Origin of the sequence: Streptomyces sp. T028 (genome assembly GCF_048159505.1) — a bacterium.
Lineage (GTDB): Bacteria > Actinomycetota > Actinomycetes > Streptomycetales > Streptomycetaceae > Streptomyces.
On record NZ_JBLRVZ010000030.1, the window covers coordinates 23,983 to 44,670 of the forward strand.

A 20,688-nucleotide genomic window follows, 5' to 3' on the forward strand; every position below is an offset into this window, starting at 1 on the left:
TTCTCGGCCCGGCTGGGGCGGTCGCGCGGCCACCGTTCCGTACTGCCGGCGCCACCATCGGCGGCGGGCCGACGCCTCTCCGTCGCCCTGCTGCGAACGGCCCTGAAAGCAGCGCGCCGGCCGCGCCCGCTTCCTCCCGCACCCCGCCCGCCGCGCACACGGCACGGCCGGAGTCGATGACGCCCGGTCGCACGATCAGCCGGTGAGGGAGCGAGCGGGCGCGTCCCGCCGACCGTCATGATCGGCGGGACACGTGTGAGGTACGGCCGTCAGTTCAGCGTCCAGCTCTGGTTGGTGGCGCCGCTGCACGACCACAGCACCAGCACGGAGCGGTTGGCGGTGGCCGCACCGTTGACGTCGAGGCACAGGCCCGCGTTGACGTTGGTGATGGTGCCGTCGCTGTTGACGTTCCACTTCTGGTTGTTCTGGCCGTTGCAGTCCCAGATCACGACCTTGGTGCCGTTGGTGGTGCCCAGGTTGTAGGCGTCCAGGCACTTGTTGCCGTACACCACGAGTTCCTTGCGGGAGGTGTACGTCCAGGACTGGTTCTGGCCGCCGTTGCAGTCCCAGATCTCCGCCTGGGTGCCGTTGGTGATGGTGTTGTTGTAGACGTCCAGGCAGCGGCTGGACTGCTTGCCGATGACCTGGTTGCCGTTCATGCCCGCCAGGGGTTTGACGGTGATGTCGGCGAGGGTCGGCGCGTCGCTGAAGGTCAGGGTGTTGGACGAGCCCTTGGACAGGCCGACCAGGAGGCTGATGGTGCCCTGGCTGGAGCCGGTCGGCGGGAAGGAGACCGTGGTGGTGCCCTGGCCGTTGACCTTGAGCGTCGCGGTCTTGGCCGTCGAGGCGGTGTTGGTGTAGGCGACGTCCACGATCTTCGTGCCGGTGGCGCCCGCGACCACGCCGGAGAAGCTCGACGTACCGGTGTAGGTGCTGCCCGAGGCCTCGGTGCCGCCGGTGACGGTGAGCATCACCGAGCCGCCCGCCGGGACGCTCTGGGTGTAGCTCGTGCTGTACGAGCCGACGTCGGACCGGGACCACAGGTCGCGCACGGTCGCGGAGGCGCCGGTCAGGCCCAGGTCGGACCAGCGGACGGTGATGTTCGCGGCGGAGGAGGTCCGGTTGAGCAGGACGACGGCCCGCTTGCCGGTGCCGGAGAGGACCTTGCCGTACACCTGGAGCCCGGTGGTGTCCTCGGCGACCTTGCTGCCCTGGAGGCCGCGCGCGTCCTGGTCGACGGCGATGACCTCGGGGTTCTTGAGGATGTTCGCGGTCTCGGTGGTCATGGTGGTGAGGTCGTTGCCGGCCAGCAGCGGGGCGCCCGAGATGGCCCACAGGTTCATGTGGGTGCGGTTCTGGGCGGCGGTGAAGCCGCTCATGCCGACCATCAGCATGTCCGGGTCGTTGTAGTAGCCGGTGTGCTGGGCGAGCGGGTGCAGGCCCTGGTCGAAGTTGGACAGCAGGTTCGTCATCGACGGCGAGTTGCCGTAGTAGATGATGTCGGTGCTGGTCCGGTACATGGGGGCCAGGCCCGGGGCCCAGTTCCAGGTGTTCTGGTAGCCCCAGTTGCAGATGGAGAGGGTGAGCGGGCGGCCGGTGGTGGCCGTCGCCTTGGCGACCGCGCTGCTGATCGCGGTGTAGGTCGTCGCCGCGTCGAGGCCCTCGGCGTCACCGCCGCACCAGTCGACCTTCACGAAGTCGAAGCCCCACTTCGAGAACTGCAGCATGTCCTGCTCGTAGTGGCCCTCGCTGCCGCTGCCGGGCGCTGCGGGGCGGCCGGTCGGGTAGTAGTAGCCGCAGCCGTCCTTGCCGGCGTCCGTGTAGATGCCCGCCTTGAGGCCCTTGCTGTGGATGTAGTCGGCGATGGCGCTCATACCGCCGGGCCACTCCGACTCGTCGACGGTGATGTTGCCGCCGCTGTCGCGGGTGCCCTGCCACCAGCCCTCGTCGATGTTGACGTACTGGTATCCGGCCGTCGGCAGACCTGCCGCGACGAACGCGTCGACCTGCCCCTTGATGACGCTGTAGTCGATCTTCGCGGCGAAGCTGTTCCAGGACGCCCAGCCCATCGGGGCGGTGGGCACCGGTATCTGACGGGACGTCGCGGCCTGGGCGGGGGCGGGGACGGCGAACAGCAGAGCGGCTGTCGCGGTCAGCGCCAGGGCGAGGAGGCGCACGGCTGCGGTTCTGCAGCGCCTGAGGAGGCTTGAGCGCGGTGGGGGAAGCATGCGGCGGCTCCGGGATTCGAAATCTCGAACGAAGATCGATGAACCGAACAGTTGCGCGCCGAAAGTAGAGCGCGCCAGAGGGGGAAGTCAACGGCTGGGACAGAAGTCATGTGACCGGTCTCAGGAGTGAAGTCGTGGTGTTCGCTGGGCCGTTGCTCCCGTCATCGGCCCGGACGCCGCCATACTGTCCGACGTGCGAGTGGCGATCATGACGGCGGGCTCCCGGGGCGATGTCGCCCCCTTCACCGGCCTGGGGCACGCCCTGGTGCGTGCGGGCCACGAGGTCACCCTGGTCACCCATGAGCGGTTCGCGCCGCTGGTGACCGGCTCGGGGGTGGGTTTCCATCCGCTCCCGGTCGACCCACGGGCCGAACTGGAGTCGGAGCGCGGCCGGGGGCTGCACCACAGCGCCAGCGGTCCGGGCAAGCTGCTGCGGGCGGTCCGGCTGGCGCGGGCGGTGGTCGGGGAGATGACCGACGACCTCCTGACCGCCGCGCGCTGCGCCGACGCCCTGCTGGCGGCGGCCCCACTCGCGCCCCTGGCACACACCATCGCCGAGGGGCTCTCCCTGCCGAGCCTCGGCCTCCACCTCCAACCGATCGCGCCCACCCGGGAGTTCGCGCCGCCCATGCTCGGCGGCGGATCCTGGGGCACCCTCGGCAACCGCCTCGCCGGACACGGCGTCGAGCTGGCCGTCGACCAGGTCTTCGCCCCGGTCCTGCCCGCCGTCCGCGCCCGCCTCGGCCTGCCGGCCAAGGGCTCGCGCTCACGGAACCGCCGGAGCGGCCCGGTACTGCACGGTTTCAGCCCCCTCCTGGTGCCCCGGCCCCGGGACTGGCGGTCGGGGCTCGACATCACCGGCTACTGGTGGCCGTACGACCGTGAGGACCGACTCCCCCGCGACCTGCGGGAGTTCCTCGACGCGGGGCCGCCGCCGGTCTTCGTCGGCCTGGGCAGCGCGACGGTGCCCGATCCCCACCGGCTGAGCGCCGAGATCGTACGGGCGCTGCGGCTGGCCGGGCTGCGCGGGGTGATCCAGCGCGGCTGGGCCGGTCTCGCGGCCGACGGCGACGACATCCTGACCGTCGACGAGGTACCGCACTCCCTGCTCTTCCCCGAGACGGCCGCGGTGGTCCACCACTGCGGCGCGGGCACCACGGCGGCCGGGGTCCGCGCGGGCGTCCCGGCCGTACCGGTCCCGATCCAGTTCGACGAGGGTTTCTGGGCCGACCGGCTCGTCAGGGCGGGGGTGGCCCCTCGGGCGGTCCCCCTGCGCCGGCTGACCGCCGAGACCCTGGCGGCGGCCCTCACCCGGGCCGCCCGTGAGTCCCGGTACGCCGAGCGGGCGAGGGAGTTGGGCGCCCGGGTGCGCGCGGAGGACGGGGTGGGGCGAGCGGTGGAGGCGGTGGGACGACTCGGGTGAGGAACCCCTCGCGGGTCGCCCACAGGCGGGGCGAAGTGTGCGTTCAGTCTCAGCGACACGCCGCGAACACGGCGTGTGCACGGCGTGTCGCTGAGACTCGATCACCACCAGGTCCGCCACCGTGCCGCGCCCCGGCTCAGCGGACCCCGTTCCGCCATCCCTCCGGCCGGAGTATCCCCAGCAGTTGGCGGACCAGTTCGTCGACCACCTCGTCCAGGGTCGCGTCGACCCAGCCGGCGGTCCAGTCGTGGAGGAGGCCGTTGACGCTGCCGATGAAGGCGGTGGAGGCCAGGCGGTAGTCGCGAGGGGCCGCCTCTCCGCGTTCGGCGGCGGCCGTGGCCTCGGCGCAGATCAGCTCGATCCAGCGGGCCCGTCGGGCGAGGCGCTGCTCCTCCAGGCGGGGGCTGACGCCGACGATCTCGACGAAGGTGATACGAATGCGGCGGGGGTCGGAGGTGACGTTGCCGGCGTAGGCGCGGAAGATCGCCGTGACCCGTTCGGCCAGCGGCAGGCCCTCCGCCCCGGCGAAGGCGGCCACGACCGCCTCCTCCGCCCAGTCGTTGACCTGGAGGTGGAGGGCCGCGAGGACGTCCTCGAGGGTGCGGAACTCCTCGTAGAACTGGCGGGTCGACAGGCCGGCGGCCTCGCTGAGGGCCGCGACCGTCGCGCCCCGGTAGCCGGGCGTGTCCCCGAACAACCGCAGCGCCGCCTCGAGAAACCTCCCACGCCGCTCGGCCTGCCGCTCGGCCGCGGTCTTGCCGCCGTACCGGCCGGTCGGCGCCCTGAGCCTGCCCGTCACTGCACCCTCCCGCATCGCTCCGTGCTCCCCCGTGGCCAATTTTGTCGTGCACGGAGTCTTGTGGCGAAGGGCACCCCTTCCTTACTTTCCAGTAAGTCCAGTCTGAACGCAGCCGTGTTCAGATTCTGGCCTCGTCGAGCCGCTCAGCCCTGCCCCACCCGTTTCCCCACTCCAAAGGAGTGAGCACTCATGGCCGCCTTCAGACCCGGTCACCTCTGCGCCGTAGCCGCCGCCCTCGTCCTGTCCGTCACCGCCCCCGTCACCACGGCCCAGGCCGCGTCCGGCGCCGCACTGCGCGAGGTGATGTTCGTCGGCAACAACTGGGAGGGCACCGCGGACGTCATCAAGTCCACCGGTGACTTCGCGAAGGTCGGCCGGATCAATGTGATCCCCGACAAGGACGCGCGGATGGCGGAGATCAACGCCGACCCCATCAAGTGGATCTACTTCATGGCCATCCGCAACGGCGTCGGCGAGGGGAACGACCAGTTCGTGGACGACATGTACTCCACGCCGGACGGGAAGTCCGTGGTCGTCTCACGGCCCAGCTTCGCCGACGTGGTCTCCATCGATCTGTCCACCGGTGCCATCAACTGGCGCTTCCCGGTGTCCGGTTACCGCTCCGACCACATGGCCGTCTCCCCCGACGGCACCCGTGTCGCGGTCTCCGCGTCGACCGCCAACACCGTGCACGTGCTGGACATCAACACGGGCAACCAGGTGGGATCGTTCGCCACCGGCGACAAGCCGCACGAGAACATCTTCACCAAGGACGGCAAGTACATCTACAACATGGCGATCGGTGACGTGAACACCGATCTCGACGCCCCGTGGCTGGACTGGACGAAGGGCGACCGGCGCATCACGGTCGTCGACGCGACCACCTACAAGCAGGTCAAGATCATCGACATGCGGGAGAAGCTGGACGCGATCGGCCTCACCGACTACTCGGACGCGGTCCGCCCGGCGGTGTTCTCGCCGGACGAGTCCAAGCTGTACTTCCAGGTGTCGTTCTTCAACGGCTTCTTCGAGTACGACCTCGCCTCCGACAGCATCACCCGCACCAAGACCCTGCCGAAGAACCCGGCGACAAGCGACGAGCGCACCTCGTTCGTCAACGACTCGCGCCACCACGGTCTGTCGATGAGCCCCGACGGCAGCAAGCTGTGCGTCGCGGGCACCATGGACGACTACGCGACGGTCGTCAACCGCAGCACCCACCAGGAGGGCCCGCTGGTCACCGCGTCCAAGCCGTACTGGGCCACGGTCAGCGGCGACGGCAAGGACTGTGTGATCTCCGAGAGCGGCGCCGACCAGGTCACCGCGATCGACTTCGCCACCGGCCAGAAGATCGTGTCGATCCCGGTGGGCGACCACCCGCAGCGGGTGCGGCTCGGCCATGTCGCGGCCGACTGGACGGGCACCGGCAGCTGACCCGAGCAGCAGGAGAGGGGGCGGGCGCCGGGCGCCCGCCCCCTCTCCTGTGCACTGATCTGCCTAGCCGATCTTCGAGGCCACCCACGCCGCCAGTTCACTGCGGGCTGCGGCCAGCAGGGTCGCGGACGGCGAGGTCGCGCCGTTGGTCACCAGCGCGTAGTGCAGAACACCGGAGTCGGTGGTGCTGAGCAGCAGTCGGCGGCTGCCCGTACCACCCGGCTCCGCGGTGGCGGCGATCTTCGTGGAGGACGTGTACGCCGGCGGCCCGTACACCGTGCCCAGGTCGGAGACGACCGTGGTGGACGCGGTGGGGAAGGACGCGGGCAGATGCAGCTCGGTCGGTGCCGTCCCGCCGTTCGAGCGCCACACGAACACGCTGTACTGGCCGGAGCCGACCAGCGAGGCCACGTTCGGCAGGCTGCTGGGTACCGGGTTCCAGGTGAGCGTGGTGGAACCGTCGCGGGAGCGGTCCTCGTAGGTGAAGGCGACGGTGGAGCCGGACGTGGCGCTCGGGTAGACCCGGTCGAGCAGCCGGGCGTCCTGACGGAGCGTCACCACACCGCTGTCGTCGAGGCGTACGGCGGAGAGGTCCTCGTCGTTCCAGGCGTCGCCGGAGGTCATCACCTTGTCGGCGTTGCCGTTCATCAGCTCGTGGTGCCGGCCGTTGTAGATGTCCCACTGCCACTGCGAACCGGAGAGCACCGGGCCCGAAGTCGCCGGAGTGGTCCACCAGTTGGCGCCCTTCACCCGTGAGTCGAGGGCCTGGTACATCGCCTTCAGGACGGTCGGCGCCTTGCCGGCCGTGCTGCCGTTCAGCGGGTGACCGAACTCGCTGACGATCGCCGTCGTGCCGAGCGCCGAGGCGCGGTCGCGGACCGTGCCGAAGTCGCTCACGTACTGGCCGTCCTCGGCGTTGCCCCACATGAGGATCCCGGAGATGGCCTTCTGGTCGTAGAAGTGGGTGTTGAAGACGTACCGGGAGCCGATCGTGCCGGCGTCGAGGAGGCCGCCCTCCTCCTTGCTGACGTTGCCGTTCCAGAAGAGGTTCGGTTCGACGAAGGTCGGCTTGTCGGTCCAGCCGGCGGCGTCCATCCGGGCCCGGAACTTGACGTAGAAGGGCCACAGCAGGTCGCGTTCCCAGGTGCGGCTGGCCTGGCCGGAGTCGTAGGTGCCGGCGTACGGCTCGTTGTAGGGGTCGAAGCCGAGGACGCCGGTGAACTCCTCGGTGGTGAGGTTCGCCTTGATGTACGCCATGGTCTTCTGGGCCGTGGCCAGGAAGTAGTCCTGGAGGCCGTAGTTGTTGTGCCAGAAGTCGTACTGGCCGGCCTTCACCGCGCCGTTCTGGGTGATGTTCTGGCCCCACATGAAGCAGATCCCGCAGGACTCGGTGGGGTAGTTGCCGAGCGCCACCGCCCACGCGGGGGCGCCGTCGCCGGTGTACCAGCTGCCCGAGTTGAACAGGTAGCGGGAGTACAGGTCCTGGTGGAAGTCGGGGTAGACCCGGATGCCCGCGTCGAGGAAGGCCTGCATCTGGGCGGTGGCGGAGGCCAGATACGTGGTGTCGACCTGGCCCTTCACCGGTTCGGCGTAGGCCCAGGAGAGCAGGAAGCGCACGGCGTTGCCGCCGCCGAGGGCGCGCAGGGCGGTCGCCGACTTCTTGGCGTCGGCGACCGAGGCGAAGGGCAGACCCTTGTTCTCGTCGAGTTTCGTCTCGCCGGAGACGTTGTAGCCGCGCAGCACGACCTCGCGGCCGTTTCCGTCGACGAAGCGGCCGTTCGACACGGTGAGCGCCGTGCCGTCGAACGAGAGGGAGTCGGGGACGGTGGCCGCGGCGGCGGGCGTGCCCGCCACCGTCAGGAAACCGCAGAGTCCGCAGAGGACAACCAGAACAGCGAGCAGACGTGCCCGGATATTCGGCATGTCCACTACAGTCGGGCGCTTTCCGGACACCGTCAATACATCTGACTCACGAGTAAGGTTGAACATCGTTCACCTCTTGCCACACCTCGTGCGCCCCTCGCTCACCTCCTGCGCCCGTTGCTCATCTCGTGCGCCCTCGCTCACCTCACGCGCCCGTCCGGCCCGTCACGTTCAGCAGGTACTCCTTCCGGTCGAGCGGGTTGAGGTCGGTGCGCGGCCGCTCCGGGACCGTCCCCTGGACCACGGGCGCGTAGTGGTCGAAGGCGCTCTCCCACTCCCCCTCGCCCCGGGTCAGCCCGGGAACGCGCTGCTCCAGGCCGTGCACCTGGGCGGCCGGCACCGCTCCCTCCAGCAGGCACCGCCCGTCCCGGGTGTCCGTCGACCGCGGTACGGCCCGCCGCGCGGCGAGCACCGGCAGCAGGGCGCCCAGCGTGTCCGCGGGGGCCTGGAGCCGGAACCGGTGCATGGGCTCGTACACCCGGGTGCCCGCCCGGCGCAGCGCCTCGACGAGGACCAGCGGGGTCAGGCCCCGGAAGTCGTATCCGGTGGTGGACATGCTCTTGTCGAAGCCCTGGTGGGCGTGGCTCTGCCGGGGCCAGTAACCGGAGTGGGTCATGGTGACCGCGCAGTCGGTGACCTGCCAGCCGTGCAGGCCCTGGCCGAGGGTGGCGCGGACGGTGTCCTCGACCGCTTTGAAGAAGGCGTACGGCATCGCGCCCAGCTCCACCTCCAGGCCGAAGGTGACACCGGTGCCGGGCGGGGCGGGTTCGACGCGCAGGCCGACGGTGGCGAGGAACGGGTTGGCGTCCTTCTTGATGAACTCGGCGGCGGCTCCGCTTCCGGCCGGGCGCTCCACGCACAGCGGGGTCGTCTCGCGGAAGGTGACCTTCAGGCCGTAGTCGTCGGCGAGGGTCGCCTGGATCACCTCCTTCTGCACCTCGCCGTACAGGGACACGGAGGTCTCCTGGCGGACCTCGTCGTGGCGCAGGCCGATCAGCGGGTCCTGTTCGGCCAGTTGGGTGAGGGCGAGGTGCAGGGAGCGACGGTCGGTGTCCGGGCCCGGTACGACGACCGTCTCCAGGGTCGGGGGTGCGAACACATGGCCGTACTCCCGGTGCGATGCGCCGACGCTGTCGCCGACGCGGATGTCCGCGAGTCCCCACAGGCGGGCGATGCGGCCCGCCGCGACCGTCTCCTCGCGCACGTCGGTGCCGTGGCCGAAGACGCTGATCGCGGTGACCTTGCCCGCGGTGTCCCCGTAGGGGACGCGGTCGCGGGTGCGCAGGGTGCCGGAGAAGAGGCGCGCGTAGGCGATCTTCTCGCCGGCCGGGCCGCGCTCCACCTTGAAGACCGATCCGGAGAGCGGCCCCTCGGGGTCCCCCTCGGCGGCGGGCAGCAACTCCTTGATGCCGGCGACGAGTTCGGGCACACCCGCGCCGGTCGCCGCGGAGCCGAAGTACACCGGATGGACCAGCGTGCGGCCCGTCTGGGCGACGAGGGCGGCACGGATGCGCCGGGGCGTGAGCGTGCCGTCGACGTACGCGGCGAGGAGGTCGTCGTCGTGCTCGGTGAGGACGTCCTCCGGCACCGGTGCGGGGTGGAAGGCGGCCTCGCGCGTCCCGGCCCCGCTCACCGTCCCCATGGGGACCACGGGCACCGACAGCCGCTCGGTGAGCTCCCGCAGCAGACCGCCGTCGCGTGCGCCGCGCCGGTCGATCTTGTTGACGAAGACGATGGTGGGGATGCCCAGCCGGCGCAGGGTGCGCATGAGGATCCGCGTCTGCGCCTGGACGCCCTCGACGGCCGACACGACGAGGACGGCCCCGTCGAGCACGCCGAGGACCCGCTCCACCTCGGCGATGAAGTCGGGGTGACCCGGGGTGTCGATGAGGTTGACGGTGACGTCGTCGACCGGGAAGGAGACGACGGCGGACTTGATGGTGATGCCGCGCTGCCGCTCCAGCGCGAGGGTGTCGGTCTGCGTGCTGCCGGCGTCGACGCTGCCGATCTCGTCGATGATCCCGGCCGAGTGCAGCAGACGCTCGGTGAGGCTGGTCTTACCGGCGTCGACGTGGGCGAGGATCCCGAGGTTGAGCAAGTGCACGAGGTGTCATGTCCTTTGGAGTGGGGGTCGTTCCTTCCGGGAGGGACATGAACGCAGTGCGCATCTCTGCTCCTGATCTTTCGGGGCCGGTACCCGCGGTCCTGCGGGTGCGGTACCCGCGCAGTGCACCAGAGCGCGGGTGGGGCCGCAACGGATTAACGTGCAGACGTGCGCGAGATTCTGCCGGTGCTGAGCGGGTGGTACGGCGCCGGTGTGCCGTTCGGGCTCGCGACCGTGGTCGCGGTCAGCCGCAGCGCGCCGCGCGCCCCGGGAGCGGCGATGGCGGTGGGGCCGGACGACGAGGTCGTGGGCAGTGTGTCCGGGGGCTGCGTGGAGGGGGCGGTGTTCGAGCTCGCCCAGGAGGTCGTGGCGAGCGGGCGGGCGTGCCTGCAGACGTTCGGGTACAGCGACGCCGACGCGTTCGCGGTCGGGCTGACCTGCGGCGGGGAGCTCACCGTGCTGGTACGGCCCGTCACGCCCGCGCTGGATCCGGCCTTCGGCGCGCTCGCCGCCTCGGTCGCCGCGGGCGAGCCGGTGACCCTGGCGACGGTGACCGACGGCCCGGCCCCGCACGGCGCCGCCCTCGCTGTCTGGCCGGACCGCGTCGCGGGTTCGCTCGGCACGGAGGGCCTGGACGCGGCGGTCACGGCCGACGCGCGCGGGGAACTCGCCCTCGGGGCCACCGGGCTGCGGCACTACGGGCCGCACGGACAGCGGCGCGAGGACGCGGTCGCGGTGTTCCTGCACTCCTTCGCCCCGCCGCCGCGCATGCTGGTGTTCGGGGCGATCGACTACGCGGCGGCCGTGGCCCGCATCGGTGACTTCCTGGGCTACCGGGTCACGGTGTGCGACGCGCGCCCCGTGTTCGCCACGCCGAGCCGCTTCCCGGAGGGCGTCGAGGTGGTCGTGGACTGGCCGCACCGCTATCTACGGGGCACGGAGACCGACGGGCGCACGGTGATCTGCGTCCTCACCCACGACCCGAAGTTCGACGTGCCGCTCCTTCAGGAGGCGCTGCGCCGGCCGGCCGCGTACATCGGGGCGATGGGCAGCCGGCGCACCCACGACGACCGTCGGCGGCGGCTCGTCGAGGCGGGGCTGGGCGAGGACGAGCTCGCCCGGCTGCGCTCCCCGGTCGGGCTCGACCTGGGTGCCCGTACGCCCGAGGAGGTCGCGGTGTCGGTGGCCGCCGAGATCGTCGCGCTGCGCTGGGGCGGCACGGGCGCTCCGCTGACCGGGGCGGCGGGAGCGATCCACGGCCGACCTCCGGAGAATCGTTCGAATTAACCACAATCAGGGCGTGTGGGACACGCGGGGGCTGGGTAGTGGCCTTTTCATCCATTCCCATGACGGAAGGAGGTCCGTGAAGCAGAGCAGAATCGCAGCAGCCGGGCCGCCCTCGACCGTTTCGGCCGGGCGCGGCCCGGTTCCGTCACGGGTTCCGTCAGCGGGGCGGCAGCCGGTGCAGGACGACGTCCGTGAGGCGGCCGTCCGCCACTGAGGCGGTCAGATAGGTGCAGTGCGGCTGGCGGCGGCGGTCGGTCGGGGAGCCCGGGTTGAGCAGGCGGAGGCCGCCGGGTGCGGTGCTGTCCCAGGGGATGTGGCTGTGGCCGAAGACGAGGACATCGAGGTCGGGAAAGCGGACGGCGCAGCGGGCCTCGCGGCCCTGGGCGGGGCCGGTCTCGTGGATCACACCGAAGCGCAGCCCGCCCAGGTCGGCGTACGCCACCTCGGGCAGCCGGGCGCGCAGCCCGGGGCCGTCGTTGTTGCCGTACACCCCGATCAGCCGCCGGCTGCGGGCCTCCAGCAGGTCGAGGGTGGCCGTGTCGACCCAGTCCCCGGCGTGCACGACGACGTCCGCCTCGGGCAGTTCGTCGAGCAGCGGGGCGGGGAGCGCCTTGGCGCGCCGGGGGAGGTGGGTGTCGGACATCAGCAGCAGACGCACGGGGCCAGGCTACGCGCGGCCGGGCAGCGCTTCCCCCGACCGGCCCCTCCCCCGACCGGACCAAGGCCGGATGTCTGCTCCACGGCCGCCGGACCCCGCAGCAGCGGGCAACGGCGGGCAACGGCTCATGAACGCTGGGGAACAGGACAGGTGGCCGAGGGACGGCGGAGTTAGCATCGGGCCACGCGCATCCGCCCTACGGCACAGATCCACACAGATCCAAAAAAAAGGGGGCCAGGAGCCCGATGCCGGTCAAGGTCAGCGTCATCGTCCCCGTCTACAACCCCGGTCCCTACATCGAGGACTGTGTCGCGTCACTGCTCGGGCAGTCGCTGCCGCCCGACGAGTACGAAGTGATCTTCGTGGACGACGGCTCCACGGACGCCACCCCGGCGCGTCTCGACGCGCTCGCCGCCGAGGATCCCCGGGTGCGGGTCATCCACCAGGAGAACTCCGGCTGGTCTGGCAAGCCCCGCAACGTCGGCATCGACGCCGCCCGCGGCGAGTACGTCATGTTCGTCGACAACGACGACCACCTCGGCGACGAGGCCCTGGAGCGGATGTACGCGTACGGGGTCGCCAACGACGCCGACGTCGTCGTGGGGAAGATGGTCGGCCGGGGCCGCGGGGTGCCGGTGGAGCTGTTCCGGGTGAACCGGCCGAAGGCGAGCGTCGAGAACGCGCCGCTCATCGACAGTCTCACCCCGCACAAGATGGTCCGCCGGGCGTTCCTGGAGCGCACCGGGCTGCGCTTCCCGGAGGGGCGGCGGCGCCTGGAGGACCATGTCTTCGTCACCGAGGCCTATCTGCGCGCGGACAACGTCTCGGTGCTCGGCGACTACGTCTGCTACTACCACGTGCGGCGCGACGACGACGCGAACGCGGGCTTCCAGCGCTTCGACCCGGTCGGGTACTTCAAGAACCTGCGTGAGGCCCTCGACGTCGTCGAGAAGTACACCGAGCCGGGCCCCCTGCGCGACCGTCTCTTCCGGCGCTGGCTGCGCGTGGAGATGGTGGAGCGGCTGCGCGGCAGGCGGTTCCTGAACCTGCCCGAGGACTACCGCAAGGAACTCTTCGCCGAGATCCACGGAGTCGTCGTCGAGCGCTTCGGGCCGGGCGTCGCGGCACCGCTGCAGCCCACGCAGCGGGTGGTCGCCGCCCTGGCCGCCGACGGACGCTACGACGATGTCGTCGCGTTCGCCGAATGGGAGTCCGGGGTCGCGCTCACCGTCGACCCGGAGGACGTCCGCTGGCAGGACGGGGTGCTGCGGATCGCGTTCGCCGCGGAGCTCACGCACGACGGCGGGCCGATGACGTTCCCGGCCGCCGGGGGCTCCCCGCAGTGGCCGCCGAAGGACGTCGGCGAGGCGGTGCGGTGGCTCGGCGAGGACACGGTCGGCCGGTTCGGCAGGGCGAGACCGGACCTGCTGCTGCGCGACCGTGCCAGCGCGGCGCAGTACTTCCATCCGGTGGAGGTGGTCCGGGAGACGGTTCCGGCCGGGGACGGCAGCCGGGTGCGGCTGGTGCTGCGGGGGACGGCGACCGTCGACCCCGCGGACCGGGCGGTGCTGCCGGGGGACGGGCTGTGGGACGCGTATGTGCGGGTGGGGCTCGGCGGCTGGACGAAGGAGCTGCGGCTCGGCCCGGCGCCGCGCCATGACCGGCCCGCACCGCCCGCCGGGGTCGTCGCGGGCCGGGTGGTCCTGCCGTACTGGACCGACCGGTACGCCAGTCTCGCGCTGGACGTCGGCCGCGCGGGCAAGCGGCTGGGCCTCGGCCGACTGGTGCCCGGGGACGTGTCGGTCGCCGGGGAGCGGATCGGGGTGGACCTGCGGCTGCACGTGCCCGCCCGCACGGGGGTGCTGCTGCGGCTGAGCGGGCCCGGTTCGCATGACGTGCCTGCGGTGCTGCTGCCCGGCGGGCGGCTGGAGGCCTCGCTGCCCGTCAACGACCTCGGCGGGCGTACCTGGCGCACGGCGCTGTGTCTGGCGCCGGACGGGGCGGGGGCGGACGGGGCGGAGGCGGACGGGGCGGGGGCGCGGTTCCATCCGCTGGCGGTGGCGCTGCGGGTCGGGGCGGACGGGGTGCGGGTGGTGGCGGCGCCGCGGCCTGGCCGGCTGCGGAGGCTGGCTCACAAGGTGCGGCGTGGGGTGCGGCGGGTGCTTGGTCGTGTTGTGCGGGGTAGGGGGCGCTGAGGTTCGTTGTTCGGCTGCGGCGCCGTTGTGGCTGGTCGCGCAGTTCCCCGCGCCCCCTCAAAGCACTCAGCGCCCGTCGTTCAGCTACCACGCCGATGCGGCTCGTCGCGCAGTTCCCCGCGCCCCCTCAAAGCACTCACCGTCCATCGTTCAGCTACCACGCCGATGCGGCTCGTCGCGCAGTTCCCCGCGCCCCTTCAGGGCGCTGGGTCAGCCGTCGACTGTCAGCCGGCTCAGCGCGCTGCGCAGGGCGTCCCAGCCTCGGGTGCGGGGCAGGCGCCTGTTGCGTGCCCGGGCTAGGGGGTGCCAGAAGCCTGCCTCCAGGAGGGTTTCCGGGGGGATCGCTCGGACGCGGTCGAGGATCGTTTCGGGGACCTTCTGCGGGTCGGGGACATCGAACTCTGCGATGATCTCGTCGTACCGTCGGCTCAGGACCCGGCTTCGCGGGTCGGCGCCGAAGACGACGAGCTGGCCCGTGGGCTGGGTGTCGACGAGGACGGTGACGAGGTCGGGGCGGTGCCGGTTCAGGATTTCGATGATCTTGAAGACGTCCCCGGTCCAGGCGGAGGTGTGGCGGTCGCGGGCCGCCTCGTCGACGTTGCGGGGCAGCATGTCGTCGAAGACGATCACGCTCGACCAGTCGGAGTGCCGCTCGACGTTGATGAAGTCGCGCAGCGCGTACTCGAACAGGTGCATGCCGTCGATGAAGGACAGGTCGAGGGTGGTGCGCCGCCAGTGGCCGAGGGGCCGGCGGCCGCGCCGCAGGTTGCGCCAGGGGTGGCGGCCGCCCCTGAGGTGCTGGAGGGGGTTGTCGCGGGCGAAGAAGTCGTCGCTGGTGGCCTTCACCAGGTGGACGTCGCAGCGGATCTCGGTGGTCACCTTGAACGCGGGGTCGACGGCGATGCTGGGGACGCGGGACAGGCGCAGGCTGCGGCCGTCGTTGACACCGATCTCCAGGTAGTTGCGGTTGGCGGTGACCTTGTGCAGTTCCCGCAGGAACTCATGGCGTTTCACGAACGGACTCCTTGGGTCTCCTTGCGGATGAGGGGCAGTGCCGCGTGCAGGGCGGTGCGCCAGTCCCGCAGGGGGCGCAGGCCGGTCTCCCGCCAGCGGGCGTGGCCCAGCACGCTGTAGGCGGGGCGCGGCGCGGGCCGGGGGAAGGCGTCGCTGGTGGTGGGGCGCACCCGGTCGGGGTCTGCGTCGATCAGGCGGAAGATCTCGCGGGTCAGCTCGTACCAGCTGGCCTCGCCGGAGGCCGTGGCGTGCAGGACGCCCTTGGCGGTACGGCCGGTGCGCGGGCCCAGGTCGGCGATGCGGGTGGCGACGTCGGCGCTCCAGGTGGGCTGGCCGCGCTGGTCGTCGACGACGTCGAGGGTGTCGCGGCGGGCTTCGAGGCCGAGCATCGTACGGACGAAGTTGTGGCCGTGGACGCCGTACAGCCAGGCGGTGCGCAGGACGACGGAGGCGTCCGGGAGTTCACCGAGGACGGCCCGCTCGCCGGCGAGTTTGGTGCGGCCGTAGGCGGTGCGCGGGGCCGGGGGCTGGTCCTCGGGGTAGGGGGTGGTGGCGTCCCCGGCGAAGACGTAGTCGGTGGAGACGTGGATCAGCCGGGTGCCGTGGGCGGCGCAGGCGCGGGCGAGCAGCCGGGGGCCGTCGCCGTTGATCCGCAGGGCGCGGGCCTCGTCGGTCTCGGCGTCGTCGACGGCGGTGTACGCGGCGCAGTTGACGAGCAGGTCGGGGCGGTGCGCGGCGAAGGCCGCAGCCACCTGGTCCGGGCGGGTGATGTCCAGGCCGGTGTGGTCGAGCCCGGTCACGTCCTCGCCGCGCCGGGCCAGTTCCTCGACGGTGTCGCGGCCGAGCATGCCGTCGGCACCGGTGACGAGCCATCTCATACGGTCCGCGCTCCCCGTTTCAGCGGCTCCCACCAGTCGCGGTGGTCCCGGTACCAGGCGACGGTGTCGGCGAGGCCGGTCGCGAAGTCGTGCTGGGGCCGGTAGCCCAGTTCGGTGCGGGCCTTGGTCCAGTCGACGCTGTAGCGCAGGTCGTGGCCCTTGCGGTCGGGCACGTGGTCGACGCGGTCCCAGTCGGCGCCGCAGGCCCGCAGCAGCAGTCCGGTCAGCTCCCGGTTGCTGAGTTCGGTGCCGCCGCCGATGTTGTAGACCTCGCCGGGGCGGCCCTTGGTGCGTACGAGGTCGACGCCGCGGCAGTGGTCCTCGACGTGCAGCCAGTCGCGGACGTTGCGTCCGTCGCCGTAGAGGGGGACCCGCTCGCCGTCGAGGAGGTTGGTGACGAACAGCGGGACGACCTTCTCGGGGAACTGGTGCGGGCCGTAGTTGTTGGAGCAGCGGGTGACGCGGACGTCGAGGCCGTGGGTGCGGTGGTGGGCGAGGGCGATCAGGTCGGAGGAGGCCTTGGACGCGGAGTACGGGGAGTTGGGGGCGAGCGGGTGGTCCTCGGGCCAGGATCCGGTCTCGATGGAGCCGTAGACCTCGTCGGTGGAGACGTGTACGAACGGTCCGACGTCGTGCCGCAGGGCCGCGTCCAGCAGGGTCTGGGTGCCGAGCACGTTGGTGCGTACGAACGTCCCGGCGCCCTCGATGGAGCGGTCCACGTGGGACTCGGCGGCGAAGTGCACGATCTGGTCGGCGCCGGCGGTCAGCTTGTCGACGAGGTCGGCGTCGCAGATGTCGCCCTGCACGAACTCCAGCCGGGGGTGGCCGACGGGCAGGTTGGTGAGGGTGCCCGCGTAGGTGAGCTTGTCCAGGACGGTGATGTCGAGGGCGGTGTCGCGGGCGGTGTCGCGGGCGAGGAGGCCGCGGACGTACGTGGAGCCGATGAAGCCGGCTGCTCCGGTGACGAGAAGGTTCATGTGTGGATCTGTACCTTGCTGTGGTCGCCGAGGACGAGACGATGTGCGCTCGGCACGCCGGGCGCCGGGGTGACTTCCACGTGTCGGCCGATGAGGGAGTTCTCGATGCGGCCCACCCCGTCGATGGAGGAGTCGCGCAGCACGATGGAGAACTCCAGCTCGCTGTCGGTGATCCGGCAGTTCTCCGCGACGGAGGTGAAGGGGCCGACGTAGGAGTCGCGGACCTCGGTGCCCGCGCCGATGACGACGGGTCCGACGAGCCGTGAGTTGACGATCCGGGCGCCCGGCTCGACGACCACGCGGCCGACGGTCTCGGAGGCCTCGTCGACCTCGCCGTCGATCCGTGCTTCGAGGCCCTCCAGGACCGTCCGGTTGACCTCCAGCATGTCGACGACGTTCCCGGTGTCCTTCCAGTAGCCCTTGATGATCGTGGAGCGCACGTCGGCGCCCTCGTCGATCAGCCGCTGGATGGCGTGGGTGATCTCCAGCTCGCCGCGCCGGGAGGGCCGGATGGCGCGCACGGCGGCGTGGATCGCGGGGGTGAACAGGTAGACGCCGACCAGGGCGAGGTCGCTCTTGGGCCGTTCGGGTTTCTCCTCCAGGGCGACGACCTGCCCGTCCGCGTCGAGTTCGGCGACGCCGAAGGCGCGCGGGTCGGGGACGCGGGTGAGGAGGATCTGGGCGTCGGGGCGGGTCCCGCGGAACTCGTCGACGAGGTCGGAGATGCCGCCGACGATGAAGTTGTCGCCCAGGTACATCACGAAGTCGTCGTCGCCGAGGTAGTCGCGGGCCACCATGACCGCGTGGGCGAGGCCGAGGGGCCGCTCCTGGGGGATGTACGTGATGTCGAGGCCGAAGCGGGAGCCGTCGCCGACGGCCGCGCGGATCTCGTCGGCCGTGTCGCCGACGATCACCCCGACCTCGGTGACACCCGCGGCGGCGATCGACTCCAGGCCGTAGAAGAGCACGGCCTTGTTGGCCACGGGGACGAGTTGTTTGGCCGAGGTGTGGGTGATCGGCCGGAGTCGGGTACCGGCGCCGCCGGACAGCACAAGAGCCTTCATCGCCTCACCTGGGCTCGTTCGGACCTCTGTCTTTCGGACCTCACCCCTGACGATGTTCCATTCCGGGCCGGAGCGCATCCCGGGCGGGTTGCCGGGGCCCGCCGGCGTCAGCCGTCCAGGGGTATCTCGGCCCACACCTGCTTTCCGCCGCTGACCGGGAGCGTGCCCCAGGCCTCGGAGACGGCCTCCACGAGGAGGATGCCGCGGCCCCCGGTGGCCTCCCAGCCGAGGTTGGGTTTGACGGGCGTACGGGGCGAGGCGTCGGTGAGGGCGACGCGCAGCCGGTTGTTGACCAGGGTGAGGTCGAGGCGGACCCGGCCGTCGGTGTGCACCAGGGAGTTGGTGACGAGTTCGGAGACCACGAGCAGGACCGTGTCCACGGCGTCCCCGGACACACCCCAGGAGCGCAGGGTGCGCCGGGTGAAGCGGCGGGCCTGCCGGGCCGCCTCGGGCACGCGCCACACGGTCCAGCCCTCGCGCAGGGGCTTGACGGCCATGCCGTCGTAGCGCATGAGGAGCAGGGCCACGTCGTCGGCGCGGTGGGCGCCGCCGAGCAGGGCGTCGGCGACGAGGCCCAGGTCGGCGGGGTCGGAGACGGACAGTTCGTGGGCGAGCCGGGCCAGGCCGGTGTCGATGTCGAGCCGGGCGGACTCCACGAGGCCGTCCGTGGTCAGGGCGATCACCGTGCCGGGCAGCAGCCGCAGCGGGGTCATCGGGAACTCGGTCCGGTCGAGCACGCCGAGCGGCGGGCCGCCCTCGCCCTCGGCGAGTTCGGTTGCGCCGTCCGGGTGGCGCAGCACCGGTGGCGGGTGTCCGGCGCGTACGCACCAGCCGGTGCCGGACTCCATGTCGACGTCCACGTAGGCGCAGGTGGCGAAGAGGTCGGTCTCCAGTTCGGTCAGCAGCCGGTTGGAGTGGGCGACGACCACGTCCGGCGGGTGGCCCTCGGCGGCGTAGGCGCGCAGCGCGGTGCGCATCTGGCCCATCAGGGTGGCGGCGGCGGCGCTGTGGCCCTGGACGTCGCCGATGACGAGGGCCACGTGGTGGTCGGGCAGCGGGATCACGTCGTACCAGTCGCCGCCGACCTCCAGCCCGGCGGTGGCGGGCAGATAGCGGGCGACGGCGACCCCGCCGGGGAGCGCGGGCAGCCGGTGCGGGAGGAGCTGGCGCTGGAGCATGCCGACGAGTTCGTGCTCGGCGTCGAAGGCGTGGGCGCGCAGCAGGGCCTGGCCAGCGAGCCCGGCGGAGGCGGTGAGCAGGGCGCGTTCGTCGGGGCCGAAGTCGTGCGGGCTGTCCCAGCCGATGAGACAGGCGCCCAGTATCCGGCCTACGGCGGGCAGCGGCAGGACGGCGAGGCCGCCGGGGCCGACCTCGGCGAGGGCGGGTTCCAGGACGTCGCTGCTGGCCGGCCAGATCCGGGCGCGGCCCTCGCGCAGCGCGGCGGCGAGGGTGGGCATGGCGCGCACGGGGGCGTCGGGCCATTCGCCGCGCCACTCCGAGCGCCACAGCTCGGGCCAGGCCTCGGGGTCGGGCGGGTCGAGGACGATGACGACGAGCCGGTCGTTCTCCAGCTCGGCGAGGGCGATCCGGTCGGCGCGCAGCGGCTCGCGCAGGGCGGTGACGACGGCCTGGCTGACGTCCCGGACGGTGCCGGCGGTGGCGAGGGCGGCGGCCAGGCGCTGGACCCGGGCCACGTCGGTGACCTCGGCGCGCAGGGTGGAGGCGTCGGCGACGGTGCCGACGAGCCGGGGCGGCCGGTCCTCCCCGCCGGGCAGGAGCCGGCCACGCAGCCGCAGCCACCGGGGCGGGCCGTCGGGCTGGAGCACCCGGAACTCCAGTTCGCGTTCGCCGATCGACATGTGGTCGGCCTCGACGACGGACATCAGCGAGGGCAGGTCCTCGGGGACGGTCCGGGCGAGCAGGGTCTCCACGCGGCCGTCGAAGTCCTCCCGGTCCATGCCGAACAGGTCCAGGAGGGCGTCGCCGACCTCGACGCGGCCGGTGTCCATGGCGAGGCCGAAGGAACCGGTACCCGGCGCGCCCTCCGCGTCGGGGGTGGGGGTCGCGGGTACGGCGAGGGCCTCGGCGACGAGGGCGAGGCAGGCGCGGTCGTCGCCGTCGAAGCCGGCCGGACGCTCGCCGACGGCCAGCAGCAGGCCGCCTCCACCGCCGGGAACCGGCAGCGCCGCCAGATGGACGTCCCGGACGGACATCCGCCACTCCGGGGCGCCCTCGGCAAGGCGGTCCGGCCCCAGCCACACCGGCCGCCCGGTGCGGTGGGCGTCGGCGACCGGGGAGTCTCCGTCGGCGGGGTAGCTCTCGCGCAGCCCGTACAGGGACGCGGGCACGCCCGCCGACTCGGTCAGCCGGAGCGCGGTGCCGTCCTCGCCGGGTGTGTACACGGCTGCGAGGCACGCTCCCGTGAAGACGAGCGCCTGTTCGAGGACGCGCCGCCCCCGATCCGGGGCGCCGGGATCGGCCGTGATCGTTTTGAGGGCGATTTCGGCACGCACGGGTCCCGTTCTGCGCCCCGCAGCACCCTCACTGACCACGTCCGCAATTACAGCGCGTATGAGACGGCAGCGCAGCCCCTCTCGGCCACGCCCTCTCAACCGTGCGCTCTCGACCGCCTCCTCCCGACCGTGCGGCCGCCCAGGACCCCGGCGCTTCGCGTTCGCCGTGCGCCGTGGGCCGTCTGGGGGCA

14 protein-coding genes are annotated in these 20,688 nt (G+C 71.9%); 4 read left to right on the plus strand and 10 right to left on the minus strand.

Annotated elements, in window-relative coordinates; genetic code table 11:
• Window positions 1-269: 269 nt before the first annotated feature.
• A complete protein-coding gene (locus ACLZN2_RS27965) occupies window positions 270-2,228 on the minus strand; it encodes a ricin-type beta-trefoil lectin domain protein (protein WP_416981960.1) in 1,959 nt (652 codons plus the stop codon).
• A gap of 208 nt (window positions 2,229-2,436) precedes the next feature.
• Here ACLZN2_RS27965 and ACLZN2_RS27970 point away from each other — a divergent pair, with 208 nt between their 5' ends.
• Entirely contained in the window at window positions 2,437-3,651 is a 1,215-nt protein-coding gene (locus ACLZN2_RS27970; RefSeq protein WP_416982173.1) for a glycosyltransferase, read from the plus strand.
• Window positions 3,652-3,787: 136 nt separating this feature from the next.
• Here ACLZN2_RS27970 and ACLZN2_RS27975 read toward each other — a convergent pair whose 3' ends face one another.
• Window positions 3,788-4,465 carry a TetR/AcrR family transcriptional regulator gene (locus tag ACLZN2_RS27975; RefSeq protein ID WP_416981962.1) on the minus strand — a complete coding sequence of 226 codons (678 nt, stop codon included), beginning with the start codon at window positions 4,463-4,465 and terminating at the stop codon, window positions 3,788-3,790.
• A gap of 174 nt (window positions 4,466-4,639) precedes the next feature.
• On the opposite strand from ACLZN2_RS27975, the gene ACLZN2_RS27980 reads away from it, so the two are divergent.
• Complete coding sequence (locus ACLZN2_RS27980) at window positions 4,640-5,884, plus strand: YncE family protein (RefSeq protein ID WP_416981963.1); 1,245 nt, start codon at window positions 4,640-4,642, stop codon at window positions 5,882-5,884.
• A gap of 63 nt (window positions 5,885-5,947) precedes the next feature.
• Here the strand turns inward: ACLZN2_RS27980 and ACLZN2_RS27985 are convergent, their stop codons facing one another.
• Window positions 5,948-7,807, minus strand: a complete 1,860-nt coding sequence (locus ACLZN2_RS27985; protein WP_416981964.1) for a cellulase family glycosylhydrolase — start codon at window positions 7,805-7,807, stop codon at window positions 5,948-5,950.
• A gap of 145 nt (window positions 7,808-7,952) precedes the next feature.
• Entirely contained in the window at window positions 7,953-9,911 is a 1,959-nt protein-coding gene (locus ACLZN2_RS27990; protein ID WP_416981965.1) for a GTP-binding protein, read from the minus strand.
• 168 nt (window positions 9,912-10,079) lie between these two features.
• Here ACLZN2_RS27990 and ACLZN2_RS27995 point away from each other — a divergent pair, with 168 nt between their 5' ends.
• Window positions 10,080-11,198, plus strand: a complete 1,119-nt coding sequence (locus ACLZN2_RS27995) for an XdhC family protein (protein WP_416981966.1) — start codon at window positions 10,080-10,082, stop codon at window positions 11,196-11,198.
• A 157-nt stretch (window positions 11,199-11,355) separates the two neighbouring features.
• Here the strand turns inward: ACLZN2_RS27995 and ACLZN2_RS28000 are convergent, their stop codons facing one another.
• On the minus strand, window positions 11,356-11,856 hold the full coding sequence (locus tag ACLZN2_RS28000; RefSeq protein ID WP_416981967.1) for a metallophosphoesterase family protein: 501 nt from the start codon (window positions 11,854-11,856) through the stop codon (window positions 11,356-11,358).
• A gap of 245 nt (window positions 11,857-12,101) precedes the next feature.
• Here ACLZN2_RS28000 and ACLZN2_RS28005 point away from each other — a divergent pair, with 245 nt between their 5' ends.
• Window positions 12,102-14,051, plus strand: coding sequence for a glycosyltransferase family 2 protein (locus tag ACLZN2_RS28005; protein ID WP_416981968.1), 1,950 nt, complete (start codon window positions 12,102-12,104; stop codon window positions 14,049-14,051).
• Window positions 14,052-14,261: 210 nt separating this feature from the next.
• Here the strand turns inward: ACLZN2_RS28005 and ACLZN2_RS28010 are convergent, their stop codons facing one another.
• The 5 genes from ACLZN2_RS28010 to ACLZN2_RS28030 form a co-directional block, all read right to left on the minus strand.
• Window positions 14,262-15,065, minus strand: coding sequence for a class I SAM-dependent methyltransferase (locus ACLZN2_RS28010; RefSeq protein ID WP_416981969.1), 804 nt, complete (start codon window positions 15,063-15,065; stop codon window positions 14,262-14,264).
• Complete coding sequence (rfbD, locus tag ACLZN2_RS28015; RefSeq protein ID WP_416981970.1) at window positions 15,062-15,943, minus strand: dTDP-4-dehydrorhamnose reductase; 882 nt, start codon at window positions 15,941-15,943, stop codon at window positions 15,062-15,064. The genes ACLZN2_RS28010 and rfbD overlap by 4 nt, the downstream gene beginning before the upstream one ends.
• Window positions 15,940-16,920 (minus strand): dTDP-glucose 4,6-dehydratase, encoded by a 981-nt coding sequence (gene rfbB / locus ACLZN2_RS28020; RefSeq protein ID WP_416981972.1) that lies wholly within the window; start codon window positions 16,918-16,920, stop codon window positions 15,940-15,942. Before rfbB ends, rfbD begins: the two co-directional genes overlap by 4 nt.
• A complete protein-coding gene (locus ACLZN2_RS28025) occupies window positions 16,917-17,984 on the minus strand; it encodes a glucose-1-phosphate thymidylyltransferase (RefSeq protein ID WP_416981973.1) in 1,068 nt (355 codons plus the stop codon). Before ACLZN2_RS28025 ends, rfbB begins: the two co-directional genes overlap by 4 nt.
• A gap of 107 nt (window positions 17,985-18,091) precedes the next feature.
• Window positions 18,092-20,536 carry a SpoIIE family protein phosphatase gene (locus ACLZN2_RS28030; RefSeq protein ID WP_416981974.1) on the minus strand — a complete coding sequence of 815 codons (2,445 nt, stop codon included), beginning with the start codon at window positions 20,534-20,536 and terminating at the stop codon, window positions 18,092-18,094.
• Window positions 20,537-20,688: the final 152 nt, after the last annotated feature.